The organism is Campylobacter sp. JMF_06 NA1, from assembly GCF_027737785.1.
Taxonomy (GTDB): domain Bacteria; phylum Campylobacterota; class Campylobacteria; order Campylobacterales; family Campylobacteraceae; genus Campylobacter_B.
Genome location: NZ_JAOVUA010000006.1, coordinates 68515 through 91799, shown reverse-complemented (window position 1 = coordinate 91799; position 23285 = coordinate 68515). Strand labels below are relative to the sequence as shown.

Annotated in this window: 20 protein-coding genes; 13 read left to right on the top strand and 7 right to left on the bottom strand. The window is 43.1% G+C overall.

From position 1 onward, the window contains the following. Position 1: 1 nt before the first annotated feature. The 9 genes from OFO07_RS07130 (at position 2) to OFO07_RS07090 (ending at position 10000) form a co-directional block, all read left to right on the top strand. The gene (locus tag OFO07_RS07130) at positions 2-1027 is read left to right on the top strand and encodes a c-type cytochrome (RefSeq protein WP_270871451.1); all 1026 of its coding nucleotides are present in this window, start codon (positions 2-4) and stop codon (positions 1025-1027) included. Positions 1028-1270: 243 nt separating this feature from the next. Continuing rightward, positions 1271-3289 carry an FTR1 family iron permease gene (locus OFO07_RS07125; RefSeq protein WP_270871450.1) on the top strand — a complete coding sequence of 673 codons (2019 nt, stop codon included), beginning with the start codon at positions 1271-1273 and terminating at the stop codon, positions 3287-3289. Continuing rightward, entirely contained in the window at positions 3286-3807 is a 522-nt protein-coding gene (locus tag OFO07_RS07120) for an iron transporter (RefSeq protein WP_270859954.1), read from the top strand. The genes OFO07_RS07125 and OFO07_RS07120 overlap by 4 nt, the downstream gene beginning before the upstream one ends. Before the next feature lie 539 nt (positions 3808-4346). After that, entirely contained in the window at positions 4347-5729 is a 1383-nt protein-coding gene (locus tag OFO07_RS07115; protein WP_270871449.1) for a Fe-S-containing protein, read from the top strand. Beyond that, entirely contained in the window at positions 5729-6973 is a 1245-nt protein-coding gene (locus OFO07_RS07110; RefSeq protein ID WP_270871448.1) for an ABC transporter permease, read from the top strand. The genes OFO07_RS07115 and OFO07_RS07110 overlap by 1 nt, the downstream gene beginning before the upstream one ends. Further along, positions 6960-8096 (top strand): ABC transporter permease, encoded by a 1137-nt coding sequence (locus OFO07_RS07105; protein WP_270866804.1) that lies wholly within the window; start codon positions 6960-6962, stop codon positions 8094-8096. Before OFO07_RS07110 ends, OFO07_RS07105 begins: the two co-directional genes overlap by 14 nt. Before the next feature lies 1 nt (position 8097). Next, entirely contained in the window at positions 8098-8766 is a 669-nt protein-coding gene (locus OFO07_RS07100) for an ABC transporter ATP-binding protein (protein WP_270866803.1), read from the top strand. Beyond that, positions 8756-9238, top strand: a complete 483-nt coding sequence (locus OFO07_RS07095; RefSeq protein WP_270871447.1) for a TlpA family protein disulfide reductase — start codon at positions 8756-8758, stop codon at positions 9236-9238. The genes OFO07_RS07100 and OFO07_RS07095 overlap by 11 nt, the downstream gene beginning before the upstream one ends. A 75-nt stretch (positions 9239-9313) precedes the next feature. Continuing rightward, complete coding sequence (locus tag OFO07_RS07090) at positions 9314-10000, top strand: tetratricopeptide repeat protein (protein ID WP_270871446.1); 687 nt, start codon at positions 9314-9316, stop codon at positions 9998-10000. A 57-nt stretch (positions 10001-10057) separates the two neighbouring features. On the opposite strand, the gene OFO07_RS07085 is transcribed toward OFO07_RS07090, so the two are convergent. Then, on the bottom strand, positions 10058-11260 hold the full coding sequence (locus tag OFO07_RS07085) for an NAD(P)/FAD-dependent oxidoreductase (protein WP_270871445.1): 1203 nt from the start codon (positions 11258-11260) through the stop codon (positions 10058-10060). 100 nt (positions 11261-11360) lie between these two features. On the opposite strand from OFO07_RS07085, the gene OFO07_RS07080 reads away from it, so the two are divergent. Continuing rightward, positions 11361-12464 carry an MBL fold metallo-hydrolase gene (locus OFO07_RS07080; RefSeq protein WP_270871444.1) on the top strand — a complete coding sequence of 368 codons (1104 nt, stop codon included), beginning with the start codon at positions 11361-11363 and terminating at the stop codon, positions 12462-12464. A gap of 106 nt (positions 12465-12570) precedes the next feature. Here OFO07_RS07080 and OFO07_RS07075 read toward each other — a convergent pair whose 3' ends face one another. From OFO07_RS07075 to OFO07_RS07050, 6 genes are all read right to left on the bottom strand, one after another. Beyond that, positions 12571-13464, bottom strand: coding sequence for a radical SAM protein (locus OFO07_RS07075; protein ID WP_270871443.1), 894 nt, complete (start codon positions 13462-13464; stop codon positions 12571-12573). Beyond that, positions 13461-14486, bottom strand: a complete 1026-nt coding sequence (gene hemE, locus OFO07_RS07070) for a uroporphyrinogen decarboxylase (protein ID WP_270871442.1) — start codon at positions 14484-14486, stop codon at positions 13461-13463. Before hemE ends, OFO07_RS07075 begins: the two co-directional genes overlap by 4 nt. Before the next feature lie 77 nt (positions 14487-14563). Next, a complete protein-coding gene (locus OFO07_RS07065) occupies positions 14564-15595 on the bottom strand; it encodes an aspartate-semialdehyde dehydrogenase (RefSeq protein WP_270859647.1) in 1032 nt (343 codons plus the stop codon). Beyond that, positions 15588-18239: a DNA gyrase subunit A gene (gene gyrA / locus OFO07_RS07060; protein WP_270871441.1), complete on the bottom strand. Its 2652-nt coding sequence runs from the start codon at positions 18237-18239 to the stop codon at positions 15588-15590. Before gyrA ends, OFO07_RS07065 begins: the two co-directional genes overlap by 8 nt. 79 nt (positions 18240-18318) lie before the next feature. After that, complete coding sequence (locus OFO07_RS07055; protein WP_270871440.1) at positions 18319-18930, bottom strand: ComF family protein; 612 nt, start codon at positions 18928-18930, stop codon at positions 18319-18321. Positions 18931-18937: 7 nt separating this feature from the next. Continuing rightward, a complete protein-coding gene (locus OFO07_RS07050; protein WP_270871439.1) occupies positions 18938-19483 on the bottom strand; it encodes a YajG family lipoprotein in 546 nt (181 codons plus the stop codon). Positions 19484-19577: 94 nt separating this feature from the next. Here OFO07_RS07050 and OFO07_RS07045 point away from each other — a divergent pair, with 94 nt between their 5' ends. The 3 genes from OFO07_RS07045 (at position 19578) to OFO07_RS07035 (ending at position 23261) form a co-directional block, all read left to right on the top strand. Then, a complete protein-coding gene (locus OFO07_RS07045; RefSeq protein WP_270871467.1) occupies positions 19578-21332 on the top strand; it encodes a DNA polymerase III subunit gamma/tau in 1755 nt (584 codons plus the stop codon). 57 nt (positions 21333-21389) lie between these two features. Continuing rightward, positions 21390-22319, top strand: coding sequence for a ribose-phosphate pyrophosphokinase (locus tag OFO07_RS07040; RefSeq protein WP_270859651.1), 930 nt, complete (start codon positions 21390-21392; stop codon positions 22317-22319). A 132-nt stretch (positions 22320-22451) separates the two neighbouring features. After that, a complete protein-coding gene (locus OFO07_RS07035) occupies positions 22452-23261 on the top strand; it encodes a transporter substrate-binding domain-containing protein (RefSeq protein WP_270871438.1) in 810 nt (269 codons plus the stop codon). Positions 23262-23285 lie beyond the last annotated feature (24 nt).

Here is a 23285-nt window from a genome sequence, read left to right as displayed (position 1 = left end):
GATGAAAGAGATAAAAACATTAGCAATACTCGTTGTTTTAGTAGCGGTTTTATACTGGATGATTGAGCCTTTTGCTCATACTAGACTTAGCCCGCATGTCGATCCTGCTAATTATGACTTTGCAGCCGAGGATATCACGCTTGCTACTACAAATGTAGAAAAGGCGCAAAAAGCCCTAGAAACAGCCCAAAATTCAGGTGATGAGGGTATGATCGCAAGTGCGACAAGAACGCTTCAAGACGCGAAAAACCAACAAGACAAAGTTACGCTATTTTGGGACGAGATTAATAAAATCGACATTATCAAAGGTGACGCCACAAGAGGCGCTGATACCTTTATGAACGCAGGTTGTGTGGCATGCCACGGCGTAAACAAGCTTGGCATGGACGCTCCAATGGACGCGACAAGCGCTAGCGAAGCTTATGGTGTAAATCCGCCAGATCTTAGCAGTGCAGGATATCTATACTCACCAAAATTCCTAGCCGCTCTTATCAAAGACCCTACAATGGCGATGAAGCTAGATCATAAATTTGGCGATGAAAATCCGCACCCGATGCCAGCATTTTACGGACTTGGCGATGATATAAACCAAGAAATCGCAGATATCGTAGCATATCTACGCTCAATCGCACCAAGCGCAATGGAAAACGCGCAGGTTTTCGAGGACTCATGCCAAAGATGCCACGATGTCAAATATGCTGGTCGCAAAGTCACAAGCGATATGGAGAAAGTCGCAGCCTACATGGGCTCTACTCCGCCAGATTTATCAATGATGATTCGCTCGAAATTGCCTGATTATTTGCACGAGTTTATCAACGATACACAAAAGAAACTCCCAGGCACATCTATGCCTCGCGTTGGCTTGACACAAGAAGCTGAAAATCAAGTCGTCGCCTACCTCGAAGAAGTCGGCGATAGCAAAAAAGATGAGCGCGAAAAAACAGCACTTTACATAATGCTATATTTCGCGATTTTATCAGTTTTTGCTGGACTTTGGAAAAGCAAAGTTTGGTCGAAACTACACTAAAACTAAGTAGTCGGTTCGCCGACTACTTTTAAATTTATCCCCTAAATTTCAATAAATTTTCTCAAATTTGACCTTTAAAATTCACTAAATTTCGATTTCAAATTCGCATAAATTTTGCCTTAAATTTGGCTAAATTTCGGCTATCATTTAGCCTTGTTTTTGATAAACATTTTTATTATAGTTTAAGTATTTTGCTGTATAATCCCAAACTGATTTTGAAACCAATTAGCAAAAAGGCAGGTTATGAAATTTATCCTAAAATCATCTTTTTTACTGATTTTTCTGTTTTTATCATCGCTTTTTGGCGCAGATTACCACGCCGAAGCCCAGGCGATAAAGGCTAAATTCGAGCAGGCTTTGAGCGCGTATGATAGCGGCGATAGCGCTAGTGCGCGCAAACTAACCCAAGAGGCGTATTTTAGCCATTTTGAAAATTTAGAAGCTGGAATCCGCATAAATTTAGGACAAAAAAAATCCTACGCTATGGAAAAGCAGTTTGGAAATATCCGCAAAGCCTTTAAAGCAGGCACTCCAAGAGGCGAAATCGAGGCTATGATAGCGAAGCTAAATAGCGAAATCACTGAAATTTTGCCAGTCATCGAAAGCGGTCATAAACTAGTCGCCCAGTATCAAAACGAGAGCGAAGAACAGCCTCAAACTAGCGCAAATCAAAGCGAAAATTCTGCCCCAAACACCACGCAAAATTCTAGCGCAAATTCGGGTGCAAATTCAGGTGCAAATTCGGCAAAACAAACCCCAAATTCCGACCCAAATTCTCCATGGCTTAGCGTTTATAATGATTTCATCACCGAGCTAAATAATGCAAAAACTGCCTTTGATAACAAAGACGAAACCGCGCTAAAATCGGCTCTAAACAAGGCTAAATTTGACATTTATCGCAACACTAGATTCGAAGAGGTCGTGCGAAAATATGTTTCTAGCAAAAACGACCAAATGATTCAGCGAATTATCTCAAATTTATTGCGCGATAGCCTAAATACGGGCGAAGCGAAATTTAACCAATCTCTAAAAGATTTAGACGATTTGCTTCTTAGTGCCACGCAAAATTTGCCTAGCCAAACTTACGCCCTAGCCCCACAAAGCGCGCAAGAGGCTAGCGAAAGCGAAGTGGCGCAAAATGCAGATTTTAGCCAAACCGTAGCAAACATAAAATCCAAAATGGCGCAGGTTTTGACCCTGTATGAGGCTGGCAAAACCGATGAGGCAATCGATGAGAGCGGAAATATCTACTTCGACGAATACGAAGAAAGTGGCATGGAAGCCCTCGTGGGGGCGAAAAACTCCCAACTCAAACTTGACACCGAGGCTAGCTTCAATAAAATTTCAGCCCTAATTAGCTCTGGCGCGCCAAAAGAGCAGATTATCGCAGCGCAAAACGAGCTTTTCGCGCAACTTGAAGAGAGCCTAAATTTGACGCAAAATTCTAGCGCATGGGATCTGTTTTTATACTCACTCATAATTATTTTGCGCGAGGGTATGGAGGCCCTAATCATCGTGGCTGCCGTCATCGCCCTACTTATCAAATCAGGTAACGAGGGCAAACTAAAAATCGTTTATAGCGCGCTTGCGGTCGCAATTGCGCTTAGTTTTGCCACAGCGTGGGGCATAAGCGCGATTTTTGGTGCCGCAAAAGCAGGTCAAAGTCGCGAAATCCTAGAAGGCGCAGTCATGCTAGTAGCCGTAGGATTGCTGTTTTATGTCGGGTTTTGGCTACTTTCAAACGCAAATTCGAAAAAATGGAGCGCATATATCAGTGGCGCGATTTCGCAAAGCCTGAGCGAAAAAGACGGCAAAATGCTATGGTGGATGGTCTTTTTAGCGGTATATCGCGAGGGAGCCGAGACGGTGCTATTTTATCTAGCGCTCATAATTGACGCTAAAACTCCGAGCGCGCTAGGTATGGTGGGTGCAGGATTTGTCGTAGGCGTAATCGCACTGCTCGTGGTTTATATCCTAATCAAAAATTTCTCGCTTCGTATCGCAATCAAGCCGTTTTTTATGATAACTTCGGCGATTATTTTTTATATGTCGATTGTCTTTGTCGGCAAGGGAATAATGGAGCTAGTCGAGGGCAAGGTATTTACACCAACCATAATCGAGGGCTTGCCAACGATTACATGGCTAGGATTTTACCCTTATAAAGAGAGCCTAATCCCGCAAGCTGCGCTAATCGTGGCTTTAATAGTTGGAATTTTGATAATTAAGCAAAAAAACAAATCTATTTCAAAGGAGAATTTATGAAAAAATTATTTTCATCAGTTTTGGCTTTAAGCCTTGCTTCAAGTATCGCCTTCGCTGGCGAGCAACCTATCGGCGAACCAGTCGAAATGAACGGCATGGAGATCGCCGCTGTGTATCTACAACCAATCGATATGGAGCCAAAGGGCATTGATCTAGCCCCTAGCTTAGCTGATATTCACTTAGAGGCCGATATCCACGCGATCGAGGGCAATGCAAACGGCTTTGGCGAGGGCGAGTGGATCCCATACCTAAAAATCGGCTACGAGCTAAAAAACCTAGATAACGGCAAAATCCAAAAGGGAAATTTCATGCCAATGGTCGCAAGCGACGGCCCACACTATGGCGCAAATGTCAAAATGGAAAATGGCGTAGGAAATTATGAGTTGATTTTCCATATCGAAAACCCAGGCGCAAACGGCTTTGGTCGCCACGCTGACAAAGCCACAGGCGTGGGCAAATGGTGGGGCGCATTTGATGTGAAATACACATTTGCATACACTGGAACTCCAAAAGAATAACGAAATTTCACCCTTTTTGGGTGAAATTTTAGAAGTGTTTGAAAAAGAATTTTGCAAATTTAGCGTTGTGAGAAATGCGAAGCATTTCCGTAAAAATAAAACCAGCTAAATTTAAAGCGAAGCTTTAAATTTAGCCACCTTGTAAAGCGTCGTCGGGGGTTGGGGGTTTGTAAGGGGGAAGGGGCGCGACCTCGCAAAATGAGCGTAGCGACGGCGACAGCCGGCATTTCTTGCGAGCGAAGCGAAGCAGAGTAATTGGCTCCCTTCCCCCTTACGAGAAAAGCAAAATTTCGCCTAAAATTTCAGTGTTCGTTCAATGCAAAATTTAGGTTGAATTTTGAATTTAAATTTTACTGGATTGCCACGCTCGTTACACTCGCTCGCAATGACAGCAAATTTAGCGCAAGGAATTTTAAAGTCGTAGATTGCCACGAATTTTGCTAACGCAAAATTCTCGCAATGACAAATTAGACAAAATTTAAATTTTAAATTTGCATTTATTTCAAACAGCTCTAAAATTTCACATTTAGGTTGCAGTTTTGTCGATATTTTTTTACCATTTTGTTTTGGCATTTTTGCCACTATTTATCATCGCCGCGCACTTTGGCAAAAAAGATTTTGCATTTGCCTTTTTTGGTGCAGTGTTTGGGGGTGCCTGTTTTAGCGCGCTAAATCATAGTCTAATCGCGCAAGAGGGCAAAATTTTCTTCGATATTTTGGCCTTGATTGCGCTATTTTTACTGCCATTTTGCGCTAAATTTTGCCTTTCAAAAATTGCCAAATTTTGCATTTTTGCCCTTGGCGTTTGCGCCTGTTTTGAGTATTTTTTAATCAGCGCAAATTTCAAAATTTTTAGCACCGAACTCCTTGATAGCGGGGCGATTCTCAATCTTTTTATGGTGATTTTAGCTCTTTCGTGCCTAGTTTTATTTTACCTGCTTTATAGCGAAATTTTAAAAAATCGCGCGCGCGCAAATTTTGTCGCCCTTACCCTAACCTGCGCCGTTTTATTCATCGCTAAGCTCGGATTTGTAGGGCTAGGGATTAGGCAGGGCGGATACTTCGCAAATTACGCCTCGCTTAAATTTATAAATTCGAGCGAATTTCTAAGCATAATCGCCAAAATCATCTACCATAACAACCAGCATTTAATATTGATTTTGTGCGCAATCGCCATATTTATGGGGATTTTCTACCTAAATTTAGCCCCCAAAAAACTAGCACGAGATGAAAATATCATCGCTTGGCGCATAAACAAAAGTGCAAGATTTAAAATTTGGCGCACTTTCCTCTGCACACTCGCACTTTGCGCCCTATTTTGCGCCACTAGCTTGTATTATCTGCTAGTGGCCTCTCGCCCGCCTACGATCGATACACCTACGCTCGTAGAGCCCGTAAATGGCGAGTTTGTCTTTGACGCGCAGGCTTTGCAAGACGGCCGTTTGCACAGATACGCCTATATCAGCGACGACGGCCATAAAATCCGCTTTTTTTTGCTAAATAAATTTAGCACTCATCTCTCGCCGGTTGCGGTGTTTGACGCGTGCTCGATTTGCGGGGATATGGGCTATGTCAAAAAGGGCGATGAGCTAATCTGCATAGCGTGCAATGTGCGAATTTTCTTGCCAAGTGTGGGTAAAATGGGTGGCTGCAACCCAATCCCTATGAAATTTGACTTTGACGGCGAGCGCGTAAAAATCGCGCTTAGCGAAATTTTAAGCGGGGCAAGCTATTTTAGCGAAATCGTCGAAAAACAGGTCATCGACCCCGTTTCGCGCGCACAAATTTCAAATTCATCAAAATTTAGCTATTTGTATTATGGCAGGATTTATTTTTTCGAAAACGAAAAAAACGAAGAAATTTTTACTCAAAATCCGCAAAATTTCGTCGATGAAAACGGCACTTTAAAGGAGCTTAAATAATGTTTTTTAGAATTTTAAAAGCTTCGATTTTTGGGGCTAAGGAGTCGAAATTTTTAGCGTTTTTGACGATTTTTTTATCGGTTGGCTTAATCGCTTGCATGCTAAATATCACTCTTAAAATCGGCGACAAACTAGCAAGTGAGCTTGGAAGATATGGCGCAAATATCGTGGTTTTGCCCAGATCTGCCAACCTAAATATCGAAATTGCAGGGCGCGATTTTTCGCCACTTGCAAACGATGATTTTTTAGCCGAAAGCGATTTAGTCAAAATCAAAGAGATTTTTTGGCGCAACAATATCACAAGCTACGCGCCGTTTTTATCCGAGCAAATCGATGAATTCGAGGTCGTTGGGACATACTTCGACAGACCCGCAGGAGTGAGCGATGAGCCTGATTTTAGGGTCGGGGTAAGGCACCTTTATCCATTTTGGCGCGTGGAGGGCGAGTGGGCAAAGGACGGCGCAGATGATGAAGTCATCGCAGGCGAAAAGCTGGGTTTAAAAATCGGCGATGAGATTGATCTAGGCATTTACACTGTGCGCGTGGTGGGGATTTTGCACGATGCGGAGGAATACAGCGGTAAAATCATCGCAAATTTAGCCTTCGTGCAAAAGCTCACTCACCGCGAGGGTCAAATCGCCAAAGCAGAAGTATCTGCAATGACAATCCCAGAAGATGATTTATCGGTAAAAGCTAGGCGCAATTTAGACAGCCTAGACGCCGTGGAGCACGATACTTGGTATTGCTCAGCCTATGTTAGCTCCATAGCATACCAAATCGCCGAGGATTTCCCAAACGCAAGCGCCAAAGCAGTCCTTAGCGTGAGCGAAGCCCAGAGCGGAATCACCAAAAAAATCCAAGGCCTAATGGGCGTGGTGAGTATCCTCTCGCTCATCATTTCTAGCATTTGCATTGCAAGCTTGCTTAGCAACGAAACCTTCAAGCGCAAAAAGGAAATCGGGCTTTTAAAGGCGCTTGGGGCAAGCGGTTTGGCTATATATTTGCAATTCATCGCCGAAACCCTCGTCGTGTGCCTTTTCGCTTCGATTTTAGGGGCGAGCGCGGGATACTTAGCAAGCCAAATTATCGCACAGCAAATCTTTGGCTCATTTTTGGGCTTTGCTCTGCTAGTTTTGCCACTAAGCATTGCATTTGGGTTTGTAATCTGTCTAATCGGCTCGGTTTTGCCACTTCGTAGCGCGCTAAAACTGCCACCAGCGGAGGTTTTATATGGTAGAAAATAATAAATTTTATCGCACGATAGTCTTAAAAAGCATTTTTGCCAACTCTTTGCGCTCATTTGTGATTTTTATCGCAATCGCCCTTGGCTCGGCAGTTTGCGCGGCGTTTGTGAATATCTGGGCAGATATCGACAAAAAAGTCGCAGGAGAATTAAACTCTTATGGGGCAAATTTGATAATCTCGCCAAATTCCTCGCAGAATTTTATCATTAGCGAAGATGAACTAAGGGCGAAATTTCGTAGTATTCCAAATCTCAAAGCGCACAATAGCTATCTGTTTAAAAGTGCGAATTTAGGGGTAAATTCGGCTGTGGTAATGGGCGTGGAGTTTTCAAATTTAGCAAAAACAATGCCATTTTTGCAACTCAAAGAGGGCGAGCTAATCAGAGTGGATTTCGACGATAAAAACGCCCTAATCGGCGAGGATTTAGCCAAAATTTTAGGCGTGAAGCTTGGCGATGAAATCGGCATTTCTCCGCACTCTGGGAGCGCAAATTTCACTCACAAAGTCCGCATAAAGGGCATTGTTTTTGACGGAGGCAAGGAAGATGGCTTGCTTTTAATCTCGCTAAATTTGGCGCAAAATATCTTTAACGCCAAAGGCGAAATTAACTACGCCGAAGCGATTGTAGATAGCGATTTTAAGGGTCTTAGCGAAATTTCACAAAATTTGAGCGATGAGAAAATGAGCTTTAATGTCGTGGGCAAAGTATCCAAAACACAAGGCATAATCCTAGATAAAATCAAGCTTTTAATGCTACTAAGCGGTTTTACGATTTTAGCCATAACCTCGATTTGCATAAATACAAGCCTTAGCCAAGTCCTACTCTCTCGCATTAAAGAATTTGCCCTGCTTCGCGCAATCGGCGCAAACAGAGCCAATATCTTTCACATAATTTTGGGCGAAATTTTGCTTTTGTGCGTTAGCGGGGCAGTATTTGGCGCGATAATCGGGTATTTTTTAGCCATAATTTTGGGTCAAATTTTATTTTCTAGCGGAGTGGATTTTAGATTTATAGGGCTTGTAATGGCGGTGATTTTATCATTGATTTTCGCGCTTAGTGCGAGTTATTATCCCATAAAACGGGCGCTAAATCCAAATTTGGCAAATTTATTAAAGGAATAATATGGAAATTTTAAAATTTAATGGTATTTGTAAATATTTTGGCGATGTAAAAGCGCTAGATGACATTAGCTTTGGCGCGAAAAAGGGCGAGTGGGTGAGCATAATGGGTCCAAGCGGGAGTGGCAAAAGCACGCTTGTAAATATACTTTCTTTGATGGATAGCCCCACAAAGGGCGAGTATTTGCTAGGCGGAGATGATGCTAGCTCGCTAAATGAAGCGCAAATTTTAGAATTTCGTCGTAAAAAAATCGGCCTTGTTTTTCAGCAATTCCACCTCATACCATACCTAAACGCCATTGAAAATGTCATGCTAAATCAATACTACCACTCCTGTGTCGATGAAAAAAGTGCAAAAAGCGCGCTCGAAAGAGTCGGCCTAGCGCACAGGCTGGCGCATAGACCAAGCGAACTGAGTGGTGGCGAACAGCAGCGGCTTTGTATCGCGCGCGCCCTAATCAACGAGCCTGATATCATCATCGCAGATGAGCCTACGGGCAATCTAGACGAGGCGAACGAGGCTGTGATTTTGGAGCTTTTTAAGGGACTGCGCGCCGAGGGAAAGAGCCTCATACTCGTTACGCACAATGAAGAATTAGGCAAATACGCCGATAAAGTCGTGCGTTTAAGGCACGGAAAATTAGATAAGATCGAGGTTTTAAATGAAATTTAAAATTTTAAAATTTGCGCTAGGGCTAGCGTGCGCTTTAATGCTTGGTGCATGTGATGGCGAAAAACGCCATTTAGCCCTAAATGGCGAGAGTATCGCGACGAAATTTGATCCTAAAACTCGCTCTTTTATAGTCGGCGAAAACGACAAACCTGTGATTTTGTTTTTTTTCACGGCTTCGTGCGGGGCATGTGGGGCGCAAACCCCTATCCTAAATGAAATCCACGCCTCGCAAAAAGCCCTTGTAATCGGCGTTTTAGGCGGTGGCGGTGAGCTAGAAATAGATCTTAAAACCGCGCGCGAAAAAGGGGTAAAATTCCCTACGCTTAGCGCGCCAGCCTCTGTGAAATACCTATCAAATGTCGCTGGTGGGATATTTGGCACGCCAACCTCGCTTATATATGATAAAAACGGCAAAATGGTAAAAAAACTAATCGGCCTGTATCCAAAAAGTGCGTTTGAAAATGAAATTTAAAAATTTAGCCTAAATTCAGTAATTATTTAAATTTTTCCACTAGAATTAGTAACTTTTTTATTTAAGGATAAGAAAATGACAAACCGCATACTAATCGCGATTTTCGCCCTATTTAGCGCACTTTGCGCCGAGCCGTATAGCGCGTATTCAAACGACGCTATAATGAAAAAAAATCCTAATGGTGGTGCGAACCTCGACATCACCAAACTCTACGAATACTCCGACGCGCTGTGCAAGCATGCCTGCGAGTATCCGCTGAAATTTGACAGCGAGGACGAAGCCGAGCAAGGATACAACGACTCCGTGCTTATGGCGAGCGTTTTTGAATACATAAACAAAGAGATTATCACCGATAAAATCGACGCCAAAGACCGCACGCAATTCGATATGAAATTCGCCCAAATTTATGTATCCCAGCACAATTTCGATGTGCTGGGAGCCAAGGAAAAAGCCGACGCGATTTATGAGAGGATACTAGCGCGCGATAGCCAAAACGCCGAGGTTTTAACCACTTATGGCGAGTTTTTGCTAAATTCCACTCGCACAGACAAGGCAAAAGAAATTTTATCTCGCGCCACCGAACTTGGCGCAAAACGCCCGTATTTAGCACTCGCAGCAATCGAACTAATGAATCAAAACAACGCCAAAGGGATTGAGTATTTGGAGATTTACTGCGCCGAGTTTAAAGACGACGAAAAGGCCAAAACCACGCTCGAAGGCCTAAAATCAGGCGATATCATAATCGAAAAAATTGAGCGATAATTTTGGGCTAAATTTGCGAAATTTGGCGAATTTTAAAATTTGTCAAATTTGCAAATTTTAGCCAAATTTAGCCAAATTTCGCGCGCTAAGTTTAGAATTTATCGCGCGCGCCACGCAAAGAGCGCTAGCAAAGGCAAAATGCAGATTATATCCCCCTAGCATACCAGATGCGTCTATGCACTCGCCTGCAAAATACAGCCCGGGGATTTTCCTACTTTCACAATCCGCGCCTAGCTCGTCCGTGCAAACGCCACCCGCGCTAATTTCGGCCTTTTCAAAGCCAAAAGTGCCAGCAGGCGCAAACTCGTAAGAAAAAATTCGCGCGATTTTTTCTAGCTCTGCGGGGCTATATTTTGAGAAAATTTTATCCTGTAAATTTTGCGAGCGCAAAAACTCCAAAACAAAGCGTTTTGGTAAAAACGGCAAACTCGAAAGCTGTTTTTTCCCGCCATTTAGGGTTTTTTCTAGGCTTTGCATATTGTGATTTGGAGCGCAATTTAGAGTGATTTTGCCACTTCTCCAAAACAGCGACGCATTTAAAATCGCAGGTCCGCTAATGCCCCTGTGTGTAAATAGCGCCTCGCCTGCGATCTCGCGCCCTGCGAGCTTTGCGCGCACACCAAGGCTCACGCCACTTAGATTTTTGAACCAAAACTCGCTCTTTTGCACGCAAAGCCCCACGAGGGCTGGGCGAAATTTCTCGCACTTTATGCCAAAACTCTCCGCAAAGCTTAGCGCGCTATCACTTGCGCCAAGCGCCCTAAAACTAGGCCCGCCAGTGGCGATTATGATATTTTTGGCGCAAAATTTCTCGCCTTTAATGCTAAATAAATTAAAAATTTCGCCACTCTTTGAAATTTCGCAAATTTCGCAATTTGTGCGAATTTCGCAGGTTTTTTGCGCCATAGATAGTAGTTTTTGCAATACTGCGCGCGAGTGGTTTTTGCAAAAATACTGAGCGTTTTTTTCTAGCGAAAATTCCAAAGGCGCAAACACGCTCAAAAGCTCATCTACGCTTAGTCGGCGCAGTATTTGCGAGATAAAATTTTCATCTCCTAAATAATTTTTCACACTTAAATTTGCATTTGTGATATTGCACCGCCCACCACCGCTGGCTAAGATTTTGCGCCCTGCTAAGGCGTTTTTCTCCACAATCAAAACGCTTTTTGCACGCAAATTTATCGCGCTAAAAAGCCCAGCCGCACCCGCGCCCACAATAACCGCATCGTAAATCAAAATTTCTCCTATTTTTGGGCGCATTTTACTAAAATTTGCAAAATTGGGCAATAAATTTGGAGAATTTGTCTAAGCAAAATTTCAAAATTTCGCTAATATAAACCAAAAATTTCAAAGGGAAAAAATGATTTTAAAATCGATTTTTTGGTTTTTTGCTACGGTTTTGTTTTTGGGCGCGCTCGTGCTTTGCTTCGTGAAATTTCACCCTGTTTTTGGCGGAGTGCCAGATGAGATTTCTATGGCGAAAATCCGCGCCAGCAAGGCATACAACGGCAAAACCTTCGAAAACGCCCAGCCTACGGTGTTAGCGACCAGCGATAAAATGCCAAGCATGCTAAGCTGGCTTTATGATATGATTTTTACCCCAAAGGGCAAAAACCCATCGCGCGCGCTTCCTAGCGTGAAATTCGAGCCTAGCACCCTCAAAAACGGCGATTTTGTCTGGTTTGGGCATTCGAGTGTGCTATTTCGCATAAATGATTTAAATATCATCACCGACCCTGTATTTTACCGCGCCTCGCCGATTTTCGTGGGTGGCGCGCCATTTGCGTATGAGATAACGCCTAGGATTTCGGACCTGCCAGATAAGCTATGCGTGGTAATCAGCCACGATCACTACGATCACCTCGACATGCGCGCTATCAGGGAGATTGACGCCAAAGCAGAGCGCTATATCGTGCCTCTTGGCGTGCGCGCCCACCTGCTTCGCTGGGGCGTAAATGACGAGAAAATCACGGAACTGGATTTAGAAGAGAGTGCGCGCGTAAATGGCGTGAGCTTCACGCTCGAACGCGCTAGGCATTTTAGCGGTAGATTTCACAGAAATACCACGCTGTGGGGCTCATATGCGATTATCGCTGATGGGGCTAGGATTTTTTACGGGGGCGATAGTGGAGATGGCGAGCATTTTGCGCAAATCGCGCAAAAATACGGACGCTTTGATATCGCCATGCTAGAAAACGGCGCCTACAACCGCGCCTGGGCGCAGATCCACTCCATGCCAGAGCAAAGCGCGAAAAACGCCAGCGTGCTTGGTGCGCGCGCGATTTTGCCGATACACTGGGCGAAATTTGATTTGGCGTATCATAAATGGAGCGAGCCTATGGAGAGATTGGTGCGCGCTAGTAAGGAAGCTGGGGCGAAATACACTATCACAACACCGCTTGTGGGGGAAGTTTTCAACCTGTCAAATTTACCGCAAAACAGATGGTGGGAGAGTGTAAAATAGCGAAATTTGGCGTTAAATTTCGCTTTGAATTTTACTAGATTGCTTCGTCGTTTTACGCCTCGTAATGACAATAACAAGCAAATTTCAAGGCATTATTTTGCAAAATTTATGAAATTTTATAAAATCCGTCTTTTAGGGTGATTTTTTGAGAATTTAGCAAATTCGCTAAATTTGCCTTTGAGAGTTCGCTAAATTTAGCCTCTACATCGCTTAGGCTTTGGGGACGGCGAACTAGCATTGATAGGATTTCATCTTCGCTAAAATCGAGCTTTTCGTTATCATATTTTGGTTTTGCGACTATATTTACACTTTGATTTTTCAAAAATTTGCTTAAAAATTCTAGCCTCTCCAAGCTTACTGGCTTAGCGTTTTTAAACGCAGGCGGACGATCAATCGTACCTAAATCAATGCGAGCGGGATTTATTTTTTCAAGCACCGAATTTAGAGCTTCAAATTCGCTGGCAGTATCATTTAGTCCTGCAACAACCAAAATTTCAATAACTAATTCACCCCTAAATTCAGAGCTAAATTTAATCAAATTTGAGATAATTTCGTCCAAATTTACACTGCTATGCGGATTATCGATTTTTTTAAAAGTTTCACTAACCACGCTATCAAGGGAAAATTTGCAAATATCGCATTTCAAAAACGCTTCGTAATTTTGCGAAATTCTGCTTGAATTTGATAAAACTAGCAGTTTTTGTGGCAAATTTAACGCCTTAATCTCGCTTACAAGTTCGCCAAATTTAGGGTGCAGACTTGGCTCTCCGTTAGCCGTAAGCGTGATGACTTGGGTATTTTTAAATTTAGCCAAAGCCGTTTTTAGCTCATCAAGCACGGGCGAAATATCGCAAATCTCGCTCATCTGCGAAATAGGCTTTTTGGCTTTTAGCTCACAATAAGCGCAGTTAAAGTTGCATTGCTTCGAATTTGGACTTAAATCAATCCCAAGGCTCTGCCCAAAACGGCGAGAACTCACAGGACCGAAAATATATTTCATTTTCCCACGCTCATTTCATGCACTAAATTTATGAAATATTTCGCATTTTCCACAGGAATATCAGGCAAAATTCCATGCCCCAGATTAAAAATATGTGGGCGATTTTTCATAACTTCCAAAATCTGCGAAACGCCCTGTTTTATGGCATTTTTGTCATAAAGGCGGGTTGGCTCCATATTTCCTTGAAGCGTGTATTTCTGCCCAAGTTTTGCCGCAACTAACTCTATCGGAGTGCTCCAATCCACGCCAAAAACATCGAAATTACCGCTAATCTTATCCAAATATCCGCTAATGCCCTTTGGAAAGACAATAATCGGAATTTGCGGAAATTTCGCCTTTAAATAGTCGCAAATTTCTAAAATATACTTCCAGCTAAACTCGAAAAACGCGCTTTCTTCTAACGCACTCGCCCAGCTATCAAAAATCTGCACGGCATTTACGCCGTTTTTGATTTGATTTTCAAGGTAAAGTTTGGTCGCTTCGGTTACGCTTCGCAAAATCTCGTGCAAAAGCTCAGGGTTAGAATACGCCATTTTTTTGCAAATCGCGTAAGTCTTTGTCGTGCCGCCTTCGATCATATATGTCGCCACCGTCCAAGGCGAACCACAAAAGCCAATTAGCGCCTTATCATCGCTTAAATTCTGCCTTGTTAGCGCAACCGTATCATAGACATATTGCAGATTTTTCACGGCTTTTTCGGGACTTAAAGCCTTTAAATCTTCTAAGCTTTTCAAAGGATTTTTAAATTTTGGACCTTCCCCAGCTACAAATTCAAGCTCTAAGCCCATTTCAAGCGGAACAACCAAAATATCGCTAAATAATATCGCCGCATCGACGCCTAAAATCTCCACAGGTTGAATCGTAACCTCACTAGCCTTGCGAAAGTCCTTGCAAAGCTCCAAAAATCCGCCCACGCTTTTTCGCACTGCCATGTATTCTGGCAGATAACGCCCAGCCTGTCTCATCATCCACACAGGCGTATAAGGTGTCGGTTTTTTCAAACATGCGTCGATAAAAATCATCATTGCTCCTTAAATAGGCTAAATTTAGTAAAATTTGTAAAATTTAAAATGGGCGCTTTAAATTTGCGCCCGTAAATTTATTTGTTTTCTTGAAGTTCAATCCAATCAAGCGCGATTCTAACGGCATTTGTAGCCGCTCCGACGCGGATTTGATCGGCACTGCACCAAAGGTGCAAGATTTTATCATCATAAATATCGCGGCGAATCCTACCTACGAAAGTCTCGTTCGTATCGGTAGCGACGATTGGCATAGGGTATTTTTTCTCGCTTGGATCATCGCAAAGCACGACGCTTTTTGCGTTTGCTAAAATTTCGCGCACCTTTTCAAGCGTGAAATCTTGTTTAAATTTAATCGTAATCGCCTCGCTGTGGCTTCTCATGACAGGCACACGCACGCAAGTGGCGGCTACTGGGAAGTTTTTGTGCAAGATTTTTTGTGTTTCATTTACCATTTTTAGCTCTTCTTTGGTAAAGCCATTTTCGTTGAAAACATCGATATGAGGGATTACATTCATTGCGATTTGGTGAGCGAAAACCTTTGGTTCGCACTCATCAAGCTTAAAGGCAAAAAACGCTTGAAGCTGTTCGACTAGCTCGCTCATACCCTCTTTACCTGCGCCACTTGTGGCTTGGTATGTGCTCACATCTACGCGCTCGATATCAAATGCGTCGTTTAGTGGTTTTAGGATTTGCACCATTTGGATAGTTGAGCAGTTTGGATTGGCGATGATTCCTGTTTGCTCCCATAGCTCGATATCGCCAGGATTGCACTCAGGCACCACGAGAGGGACATCATCTTGCATTCTAAAATGACTAGTATTGTCGATTACCACTGCGCCACTAGCTGCTGCAAGTGGTGCGAAATGCGCTGAAATACTGCCACCTGCGCTAAAAAACGCAATATCAATCTCGTTTTCTTCAAATGTAGTATCGGTAAGCTCTTTTACCACATACTCTTTGCCCTCAAATTCTACGACCTCGCCAGCCGAGCGTGCGCTAGCTAGTGGCAAAATATCTGCTACTGGGAAATTTAACTCAGACAAAACTCTAAGTATCTCTTCGCCAACAGCGCCTGTTGCGCCAACGATTGCGATGTTATATCTATTCATCACCCTCTCCTTGTATGATTTGATTTTCGCTATTTTCTAAATTTAGGCTCTCGCCACCATTTTCTTCACCCACTTCGCCCTCATCATCGCTTTCTGCTTTCGGGCAAGTAGCGATGCTTACCACATCATCGCCCTCGACATTTACCACGATGACGCCACTTGTGTTGCGTCCGGCCTTGCGTATGCTTTGGATATCTGTGCGAATCATCTTGCCACTTGTGGTTAGTGCCATGAGATCCATTTCCTCATCGACCATTACTACGCCTACCAAATCGCCGGTGCGGTTTGTGAGCTTCATGCAGATTACGCCCTTGCCACCGCGGTTTGTGAGGCGATATTCGCTAGCTGTGGTGCGTTTGCCAATACCTTTTTGGCTCACGCTTAAAATTTCTAAATTATCATTTAAAATAAATGTCGCACCAATCACCTCATCGCCAGCTTCTTTAAATTTAAGCCCTCTCACGCCTCTGGCTACGCGTCCCATTTGGCGAACCTTGCCAAGTTTAAATTTAACGCACATACCCTTTTTAGTAGCGATGAAAATCATATTTTCGTTGATTTCGCTGCTGTTTTCATCTAAAATTTCGCTCTCAACTTCTTCGATTTCTTGCGAAATTTCTAAATTTTGTCCATTTTCATCATCGCTCTCAATCGGTGCGCTCTCGCCTGCCTCATTTGGCACGATTAGCGCGGTTACTAGCGCGTCATCATCATCTAGGCTAATAGCCCTTACGCCAAGTGAGCGGATATTTGAAAACGCGCTTAAATTTGTGCGTTTTACGATACCATTTTTGGTGAAAAATACTAGCGATTTGCTATCTGAAAAATCGGTAGTCGGGATTATCGCCATGATTTTTTCATCGCCTACGAGTTTGATTAAATTTACAATCGCCTTGCCTTTGGCTGTGCGTGAGCCCTCTGGGATTTTATAGACTTTGAGCCAGTAAAGCTGTCCGCGGTCTGTAACAAACATAAGCGTATCGTGGGTATTGCTAGTAAAGAAATTTTCGATGAAATCATCGTCGTATGTAGTCACTGCTACCCTGCCCTTGCCACCTCTTTTTTGCTTCTCGTAAGTCTTGCTTGGCACGCGTTTGATATAGCCTCTATGCGTGATAGTTACGACCATATTTTCGTTTGGTATAAGATCCTCGATATCGATATCATCGTAGTCATCGACGATTTCAGTAATGCGCGGGCATTTAAATTTGTCTTTGATTTCAAGTAGTTCGTCCTTGATGATTTGCTCGATTAAATTTTCGGATTTTAGGATATTTTCAAGGCGTGAAATTTCGACCAAAAGCTCTTTTAACTCGTTTTCGATTTTTTCGCGCTCTAAGCCAGTTAGCTTGCTTAGCCTCATATCCAAAATCGCGTTTGATTGAAGCTCGCTTAGGCCAAATTTAGCCATTAAATTTTCCCTAGCTATCGCAGTATCGGCTGAATTTCTAATGATTTCGATCACTTCGTCGATATTATCAAGCGCGATTTTAAGGCCTTCTAAAATGTGCGCCCTAGCGCGCGCCTTTTGAAGCTCGAAAATCGTGCGTCTAATAACGACGGTTTTTCTGTGATTTAAGAAAAGTTTAAGTAGCTCGATTAGCGAAAATACCTTTGGCTCTTTGCCGTCAATTGCGAGCATAATTACGCCAAAAGTGCCCTCCATAGTGGTTTGTTTGAAAAGATTATTTAGCACGATATCGCTCATAGCGTCGCGTTTGAGCTCGATTACGACGCGAATTCCCTCGAAATCGCTCTCATCGCGCACTTCGCTGATACCATCGATTTGCTTATCTTTGACCAAATCCGCGATTTGCTCGATAAGGCGGGCTTTGTTTGTCTGATATGGAAGCTCGTCGATGACGATGACATCTTTGTTGGCCTTTTTTTCGATATGCGTTTTGGCTCGCAGTTTAATCCTACCACGCCCAGTGCGATAAGCATCAATTATGCCTTTTTTGCCAAAAATAAGTCCGCCAGTTGGGAAATCTGGACCTTTGATGTATTGCATGACCTCTTCAAGGCTTGCGTTTTTATTGTCGATTAAAAGCAAAAGCCCATCTACAAGCTCATCAAGGCTGTGTGGCGGGATATTTGTCGCCATACCCACAGCGATACCGCTCGATCCGTTTAAAAGCAAATTTGGCACGCGCGCAGGAAGCACATCAGGCTCACTTAGGCTCTCATCGTAGTTTGGTATGAAATCAACCGTCTCTTTGTCTAAATCTTTCAAAAGCTCTTCGGCTAGTGGCGTCATTCTAGCCTCTGTATAACGCATAGCAGCCGCGCCATCGCCGTCAATCGAGCCGAAGTTTCCCTGACCATCGACGGTTGGAATTCTCATAGAAAAGCTTTGTGCCATACGCACTAGCGCATCATACACCGCTGTATCGCCGTGTGGGTGGTATTTACCAATGACATCGCCTACAATACGCGCTGATTTTTTATATGGTTGGCGAGAGCTAACTCCAAGGTCGTTCATAGCGTATAAAATTCGCCTATGCACGGGCTTCAAGCCGTCTCTGGCATCAGGTAAGGCGCGACCTATGATAACGCTCATCGAATAGTCTAAATAGCTTGTTTTTATTGATTCTTCAACATCTATGTCTATGATTTCTTGTGTGTCAAAAATACTTTCTTGCATATCTTTCCTTATTGCAAATTTAAACTTTTGATTTTAGCAAAAAAACCTTTTGAGTAACCTAAAATTCGCGTAAATTTGCTTAAATTTGTGCATTTGCCAAAACTATGCCAAAAACCACTCTAAATCCAGCCTTTTTTAAAACCTCCCTAGCCTCCAACATACTAAGCCCGGTTGTAACGATATCATCGACTAAAATCACAGGAAATTTTGGCTCTTTTGTAATTTTATAATCGCGCCTGTGTTTTAGGCGAAATTCCAAGGACTGACCTGCGTATTTGACCTTGTTTTGGGCTTTAATCACGCCATAAGCTGGCGTTATTTCGCGCGATTTTAGCGCGCGGGCTAAAACGGCAGTATGCGAAAAACCCGAGCTGATATCATCATCTAGCGGAACGGCTTGAAATTTGAAATTTGGGATTTCGCGCGTGATATTTGGCAAATTCTCATCTAAAAAAGCCTTAAATTCATTTGGAAATTTCGCTAGACTAAATTTAGCCAAGCGCGATAAAACCGCGCTTCCGTGCAAATGGTGCTTGGAGAGGATTAAATTTTTAACCTCCGAGTATCCGTAATAATAAAATACTACGAAATCCTCCACCACACGCGCGTTTAGGCGGTTTTGCGAGAGGGTGTGCGCACAAGAGGCGCAAAAAAGGCGCAAGGAAAATGCGCCACAATTAATGCAACGCATTTAAAATTTATAGCGAAGAGACGATTTGATCGGCTGATTTTTTGATGATATCTCTTAGCATACTTTCGACGAAAGGCTCCATTGTGCGGGCATTGCGAAGGGCTGCAAACTCGCTTTGATCTTGGGCTACGCGCTTAGTAATCGTTCTGGTGCCATTTACGATAGTGATGAAAACTTCGGCTTTTGCGCTCATATTTTGTTTAGAATACCCCTCGATTGCAGCATTTAGGGTTTTGATATCCACGCTTATTGTAGCCCCACCTGCGCCTATGGCTACGCCACGCGCGCCAAGCTCAGTTTTAAGGGCGTTTTCGAACCACGAACTCAAATCTGTTTTAAGCAAAACCTCGTCGATTAAATTTCCGCTATTATCGTTGATTGTGCCGATAATTAGGGTATTTTGGCGAGAGTCTTTGATATTTAGCTCGCCAGCGCTTTTGGTTTTTGGAGCTGGCGCAGCAGCAGAAATATATGGACTAAGCCCCAAAACAGGCGTATTGCTCGAACACCCTGCGATTAAAAGTGCAAAGATTGCGACAAAAATTGATTTCATTTTGATCCTTTTTTGAAAAATTTGGCGTAATATAGCGATAAATTTTAAATTTATAGTTTTTTTTGTATTATTAAAGGTTTTAAATCAAGGAGAAATTTTGCAAGCACTCGCACTAAAATACAGACCCAAAAACTTCGACGCCCTAATCGGACAAAACGCAATCGCAAGCTCCCTAGCGCACGCACTCGATGGTGCAAGACTAGGGCATGCGTATCTTTTTAGCGGACTTAGAGGCTCTGGCAAGACCTCGACCGCGCGTATTTTCGCCAAAGCCCTGCTTTGCGATCACGGACCCACTTCGAAGCCTTGCGAGAGTTGCGATAACTGCATCATGGCAAACGAGGGTCGCCATATCGATATCATCGAAATGGACGCCGCAAGCCACCGCAAAATCGACGATATCAGGGAGCTAATCGAGCAGACCAAATACTCCCCGGCTAGTGCGAGATTTAAAATTTTTATCATTGACGAGGTTCATATGCTTACCAAAGAGGCTTCAAACGCCCTTTTAAAGACGCTTGAAGAACCGCCTGCGTATGTGAAATTTATCCTAGCCACCACAGACCCGCTCAAACTACCAGCGACCGTACTTTCGCGCACGCAACACTTCCGCTTCAAACCAATCGCCCAATTAGCGATTATTTCGCACCTTGAAGCGATTTTGCAAAACGAGGGTATTTCTTACGAAAACGGCGCGCTCAAAATCCTAGCTAGAAGCGGTTCTGGCTCACTCAGGGATACTCTCACGCTTTTAGATCAAGCCATAATTTATAGCGAAGAAAATGTCACGCAAACCGCAGTAGCCGATATGCTGGGGCTCCTAGATCCCGCCAAAATCAATGAAATTTTAGAAATCGTTTTGCGCCAAGACCGCGTGGGCGCTATCGAAATCGTCAAAGAGATCGAAAACTACAACGCCGAGACCATAATCGACGAAATGATTGCAAATTTAAAAGAGAAATTTTTGCGAAATGATACCAAATTTAGCATGCTAATTTATGAGCGATTTTTCCGAATTTTAGCCGGCGCAAAAAGCATGCTAGGCGTGAGTTCGGATAATACTTACTCGCTTTTGATGATGATATTTTTGATGATGGAAGCTGTAAATTTGCAAGAAATCGACGAGTTAATCGAAATTTCAAAATCCATTGGTGATAGCGGTGCAAGCGGGGCAAATTTGGGCTCTGCGCCAAATTTTGCTACGCCAAAAAGCGCGCAGGCAAATGCAAATTTCAGCGCACCACGAAATGCGCCAAATTTAACGCAAAATTCAGCGCAAAATCCAGCCCCTGCGAAAAACAGCACTAGCCAAAATTTAAACGATTTAGAGCAAAAAGTAGCGCAAAAAACAGGCGCAGATACGCTAAGTGCGAATTCGGCGTATGATAAATTTCTCTCAAATTTATACGATAGAAGCTACGAGCTGGGCGAGAAATTTGATAATTGCATTGAATTTGTCAAATTCGAAAACTCCACTTTGTATCTGATTTCTCGCGCCAAAAACGAGGACAAAGAGTATTTGCGCGCCGCGTCAAAGGCGATAAATAGCGTTTTGAAAATGACTTTTGGCGAAAATGCTAAAATTTCAATCACCCAAAATGCCCCACTTCGCGAGGCGGAGCCAAAGCCGAATTTGGCAACCCCGCCAAAGGATTTACCCAAGCCAAATTTGCTAAATCAGACAAATTTGAGCAATTACGAAATCAGCACCGAAGTAGCCAAGCCTGATATGCAAAAAACTAAAAACGAGCTTGCCAAACTTGCAAGCGAGGCTGTGAGCAAAGAAGAAATTTTAAAAACTGAGCTTGCAAATCTTTTCGGCGAACCGAGTAAAATCGTAGAAAATTAGCTTAAATTTATCAGCTTTGGTGTAAAATTAGGGCTCATCTTATCACAAAGGCAAAATATGCGTGGCTATAAAATCGTATCAGGAAGTGCCAATCCTGACTTCGCAAAAAAAATCTCAAAATACCTATCCCTGCCACTTAGCGAGTGTTCTATCAAGACATTTAGCGACGGCGAGATTAGCGTGCAAATCGGCGAAAGTGTGCGCGGTAAGGATGTTTTCGTCATACAACCGACCTGCGCTCCGGCTAACTCAAATTTAATGGAGCTTTTAATCCTAAGCGACGCGCTAAAAAGATCGAGCGCTAGATCAATCACAGCCGTGGTGCCGTATTTCGGATACGCTAGACAAGACCGCAAGGCAGCCCCAAGAGTGCCAATCAGCGCCAAACTCGTCGCAAATATGATGCAAACAGCGGGCATTGATAGAGTGGTGACAATGGATCTGCACGCTGGGCAAATTCAGGGATTTTTCGATATTCCAGTAGATAATTTATATGGATCTTTGGCGTTTTTGGACTATTTCAAAAACAAAAATTTAAAAAACCCTATCATCGCTAGCCCAGATGTCGGCGGTGTGGCGCGCGCAAGATCCTTTGCTAAAAAGTTAAATTTGGATATGGTTATTGTAGATAAAAGACGCGAAGAAGCCAACAAAAGCGAAGTTATGAATATCATCGGCGATGTAAATGGCAAAGATGTGATTTTAATCGACGATATGATCGATACAGCCGGCACTATCGTCAAAGCCGCCGCTGCGTTTAAAGAAAGGGGTGCTACTAGCGTTATGGCGTTTTGCACACACGCGGTTTTAAGCGGACCAGCTTATGAGAGGCTAAATGAGGGCGCGCTAGATGAGCTAATCGTCACAGATACGATTCCGTTGCGCCAAGAGTGCGATAAAATCAAAGTCATCTCGGTAACATCGCTATTTGGCGAGGTTATCCGTCGCGTATATCACGACGAGAGCGTAAATAGCCTTTTTGGTTAAAATTTATACTAGAAATTCTTTAAATTTACCCACATTTGCCGTGAAATTTAAATTTTATTTTAAAATTTCACGGTAAAATTACTCCTAATATCTTTTTAAAAAAAACTAAAATTTCATTTATAGGAGTATATAATGAAAAAGTTTTTACTTTTATCACTTGGCTGTGCATGTGCATTTGGTGCCTCTTTGCAAGAAATTCAATCAAGCAAAAAGGTTAAAATCGGTGTGCGAGAAAATCTGCCTCCATTTAGTTCGCAAGTAAATGGGCAGAGCGAGGGGTTCGAGGTATCTTTGGCCAAAGAAATCGGCACAAAGCTAGTAGGAAGCGACGGCTCAATCGACTTAGTAGTCATCGAGGCAAAAGACAGACTTCCTATGCTTAAAAACGGCGATTTAGACCTAGTGGTCGGCAACTTTTCTGCCACACCAGCGCGCGCCAAGGAAGTGGATTTTTCAGTGCCATACCTAGCAGATGTGCAAGTCGTAGTCACCAGAAAAGCTGACGGAGTTACAAAACTATCTGATTTAAAGGGCAAAAAAATCATAGTCCAAAAGGGTACCACAAGCGATGATTGGCTCAAAACAAATGCACAAAAATATAGTTTTGATGTTTCTTACTGCGAACATGGCGTAGAGTGCGCGGAAAAAATGCTATCAAACGAAGTCGATGGCTACATGCACACAAATATCACAGCCGCCGCAGTTGTGATGAATAATCCTAGCTTAGAAACTGGCGTCAAAAGCGTAGGCGAGATAGATTATATCTGTGTGGGCGCGCAAAAAGGCAACGCAGAGCTTGTAAATTTCGTAAATAACGCGATTATTGAGCTAACAAAGGCGGAGTTTTTCCAACACGCATACACCGATACTTTCGAGAAATTTTACAAAGGCAGTATCGATAAAAAATACCTTCTGCTAGACGATTTCCTTAGCAATTTTTAAGCTAAATTCTACTTTATAAGTCCA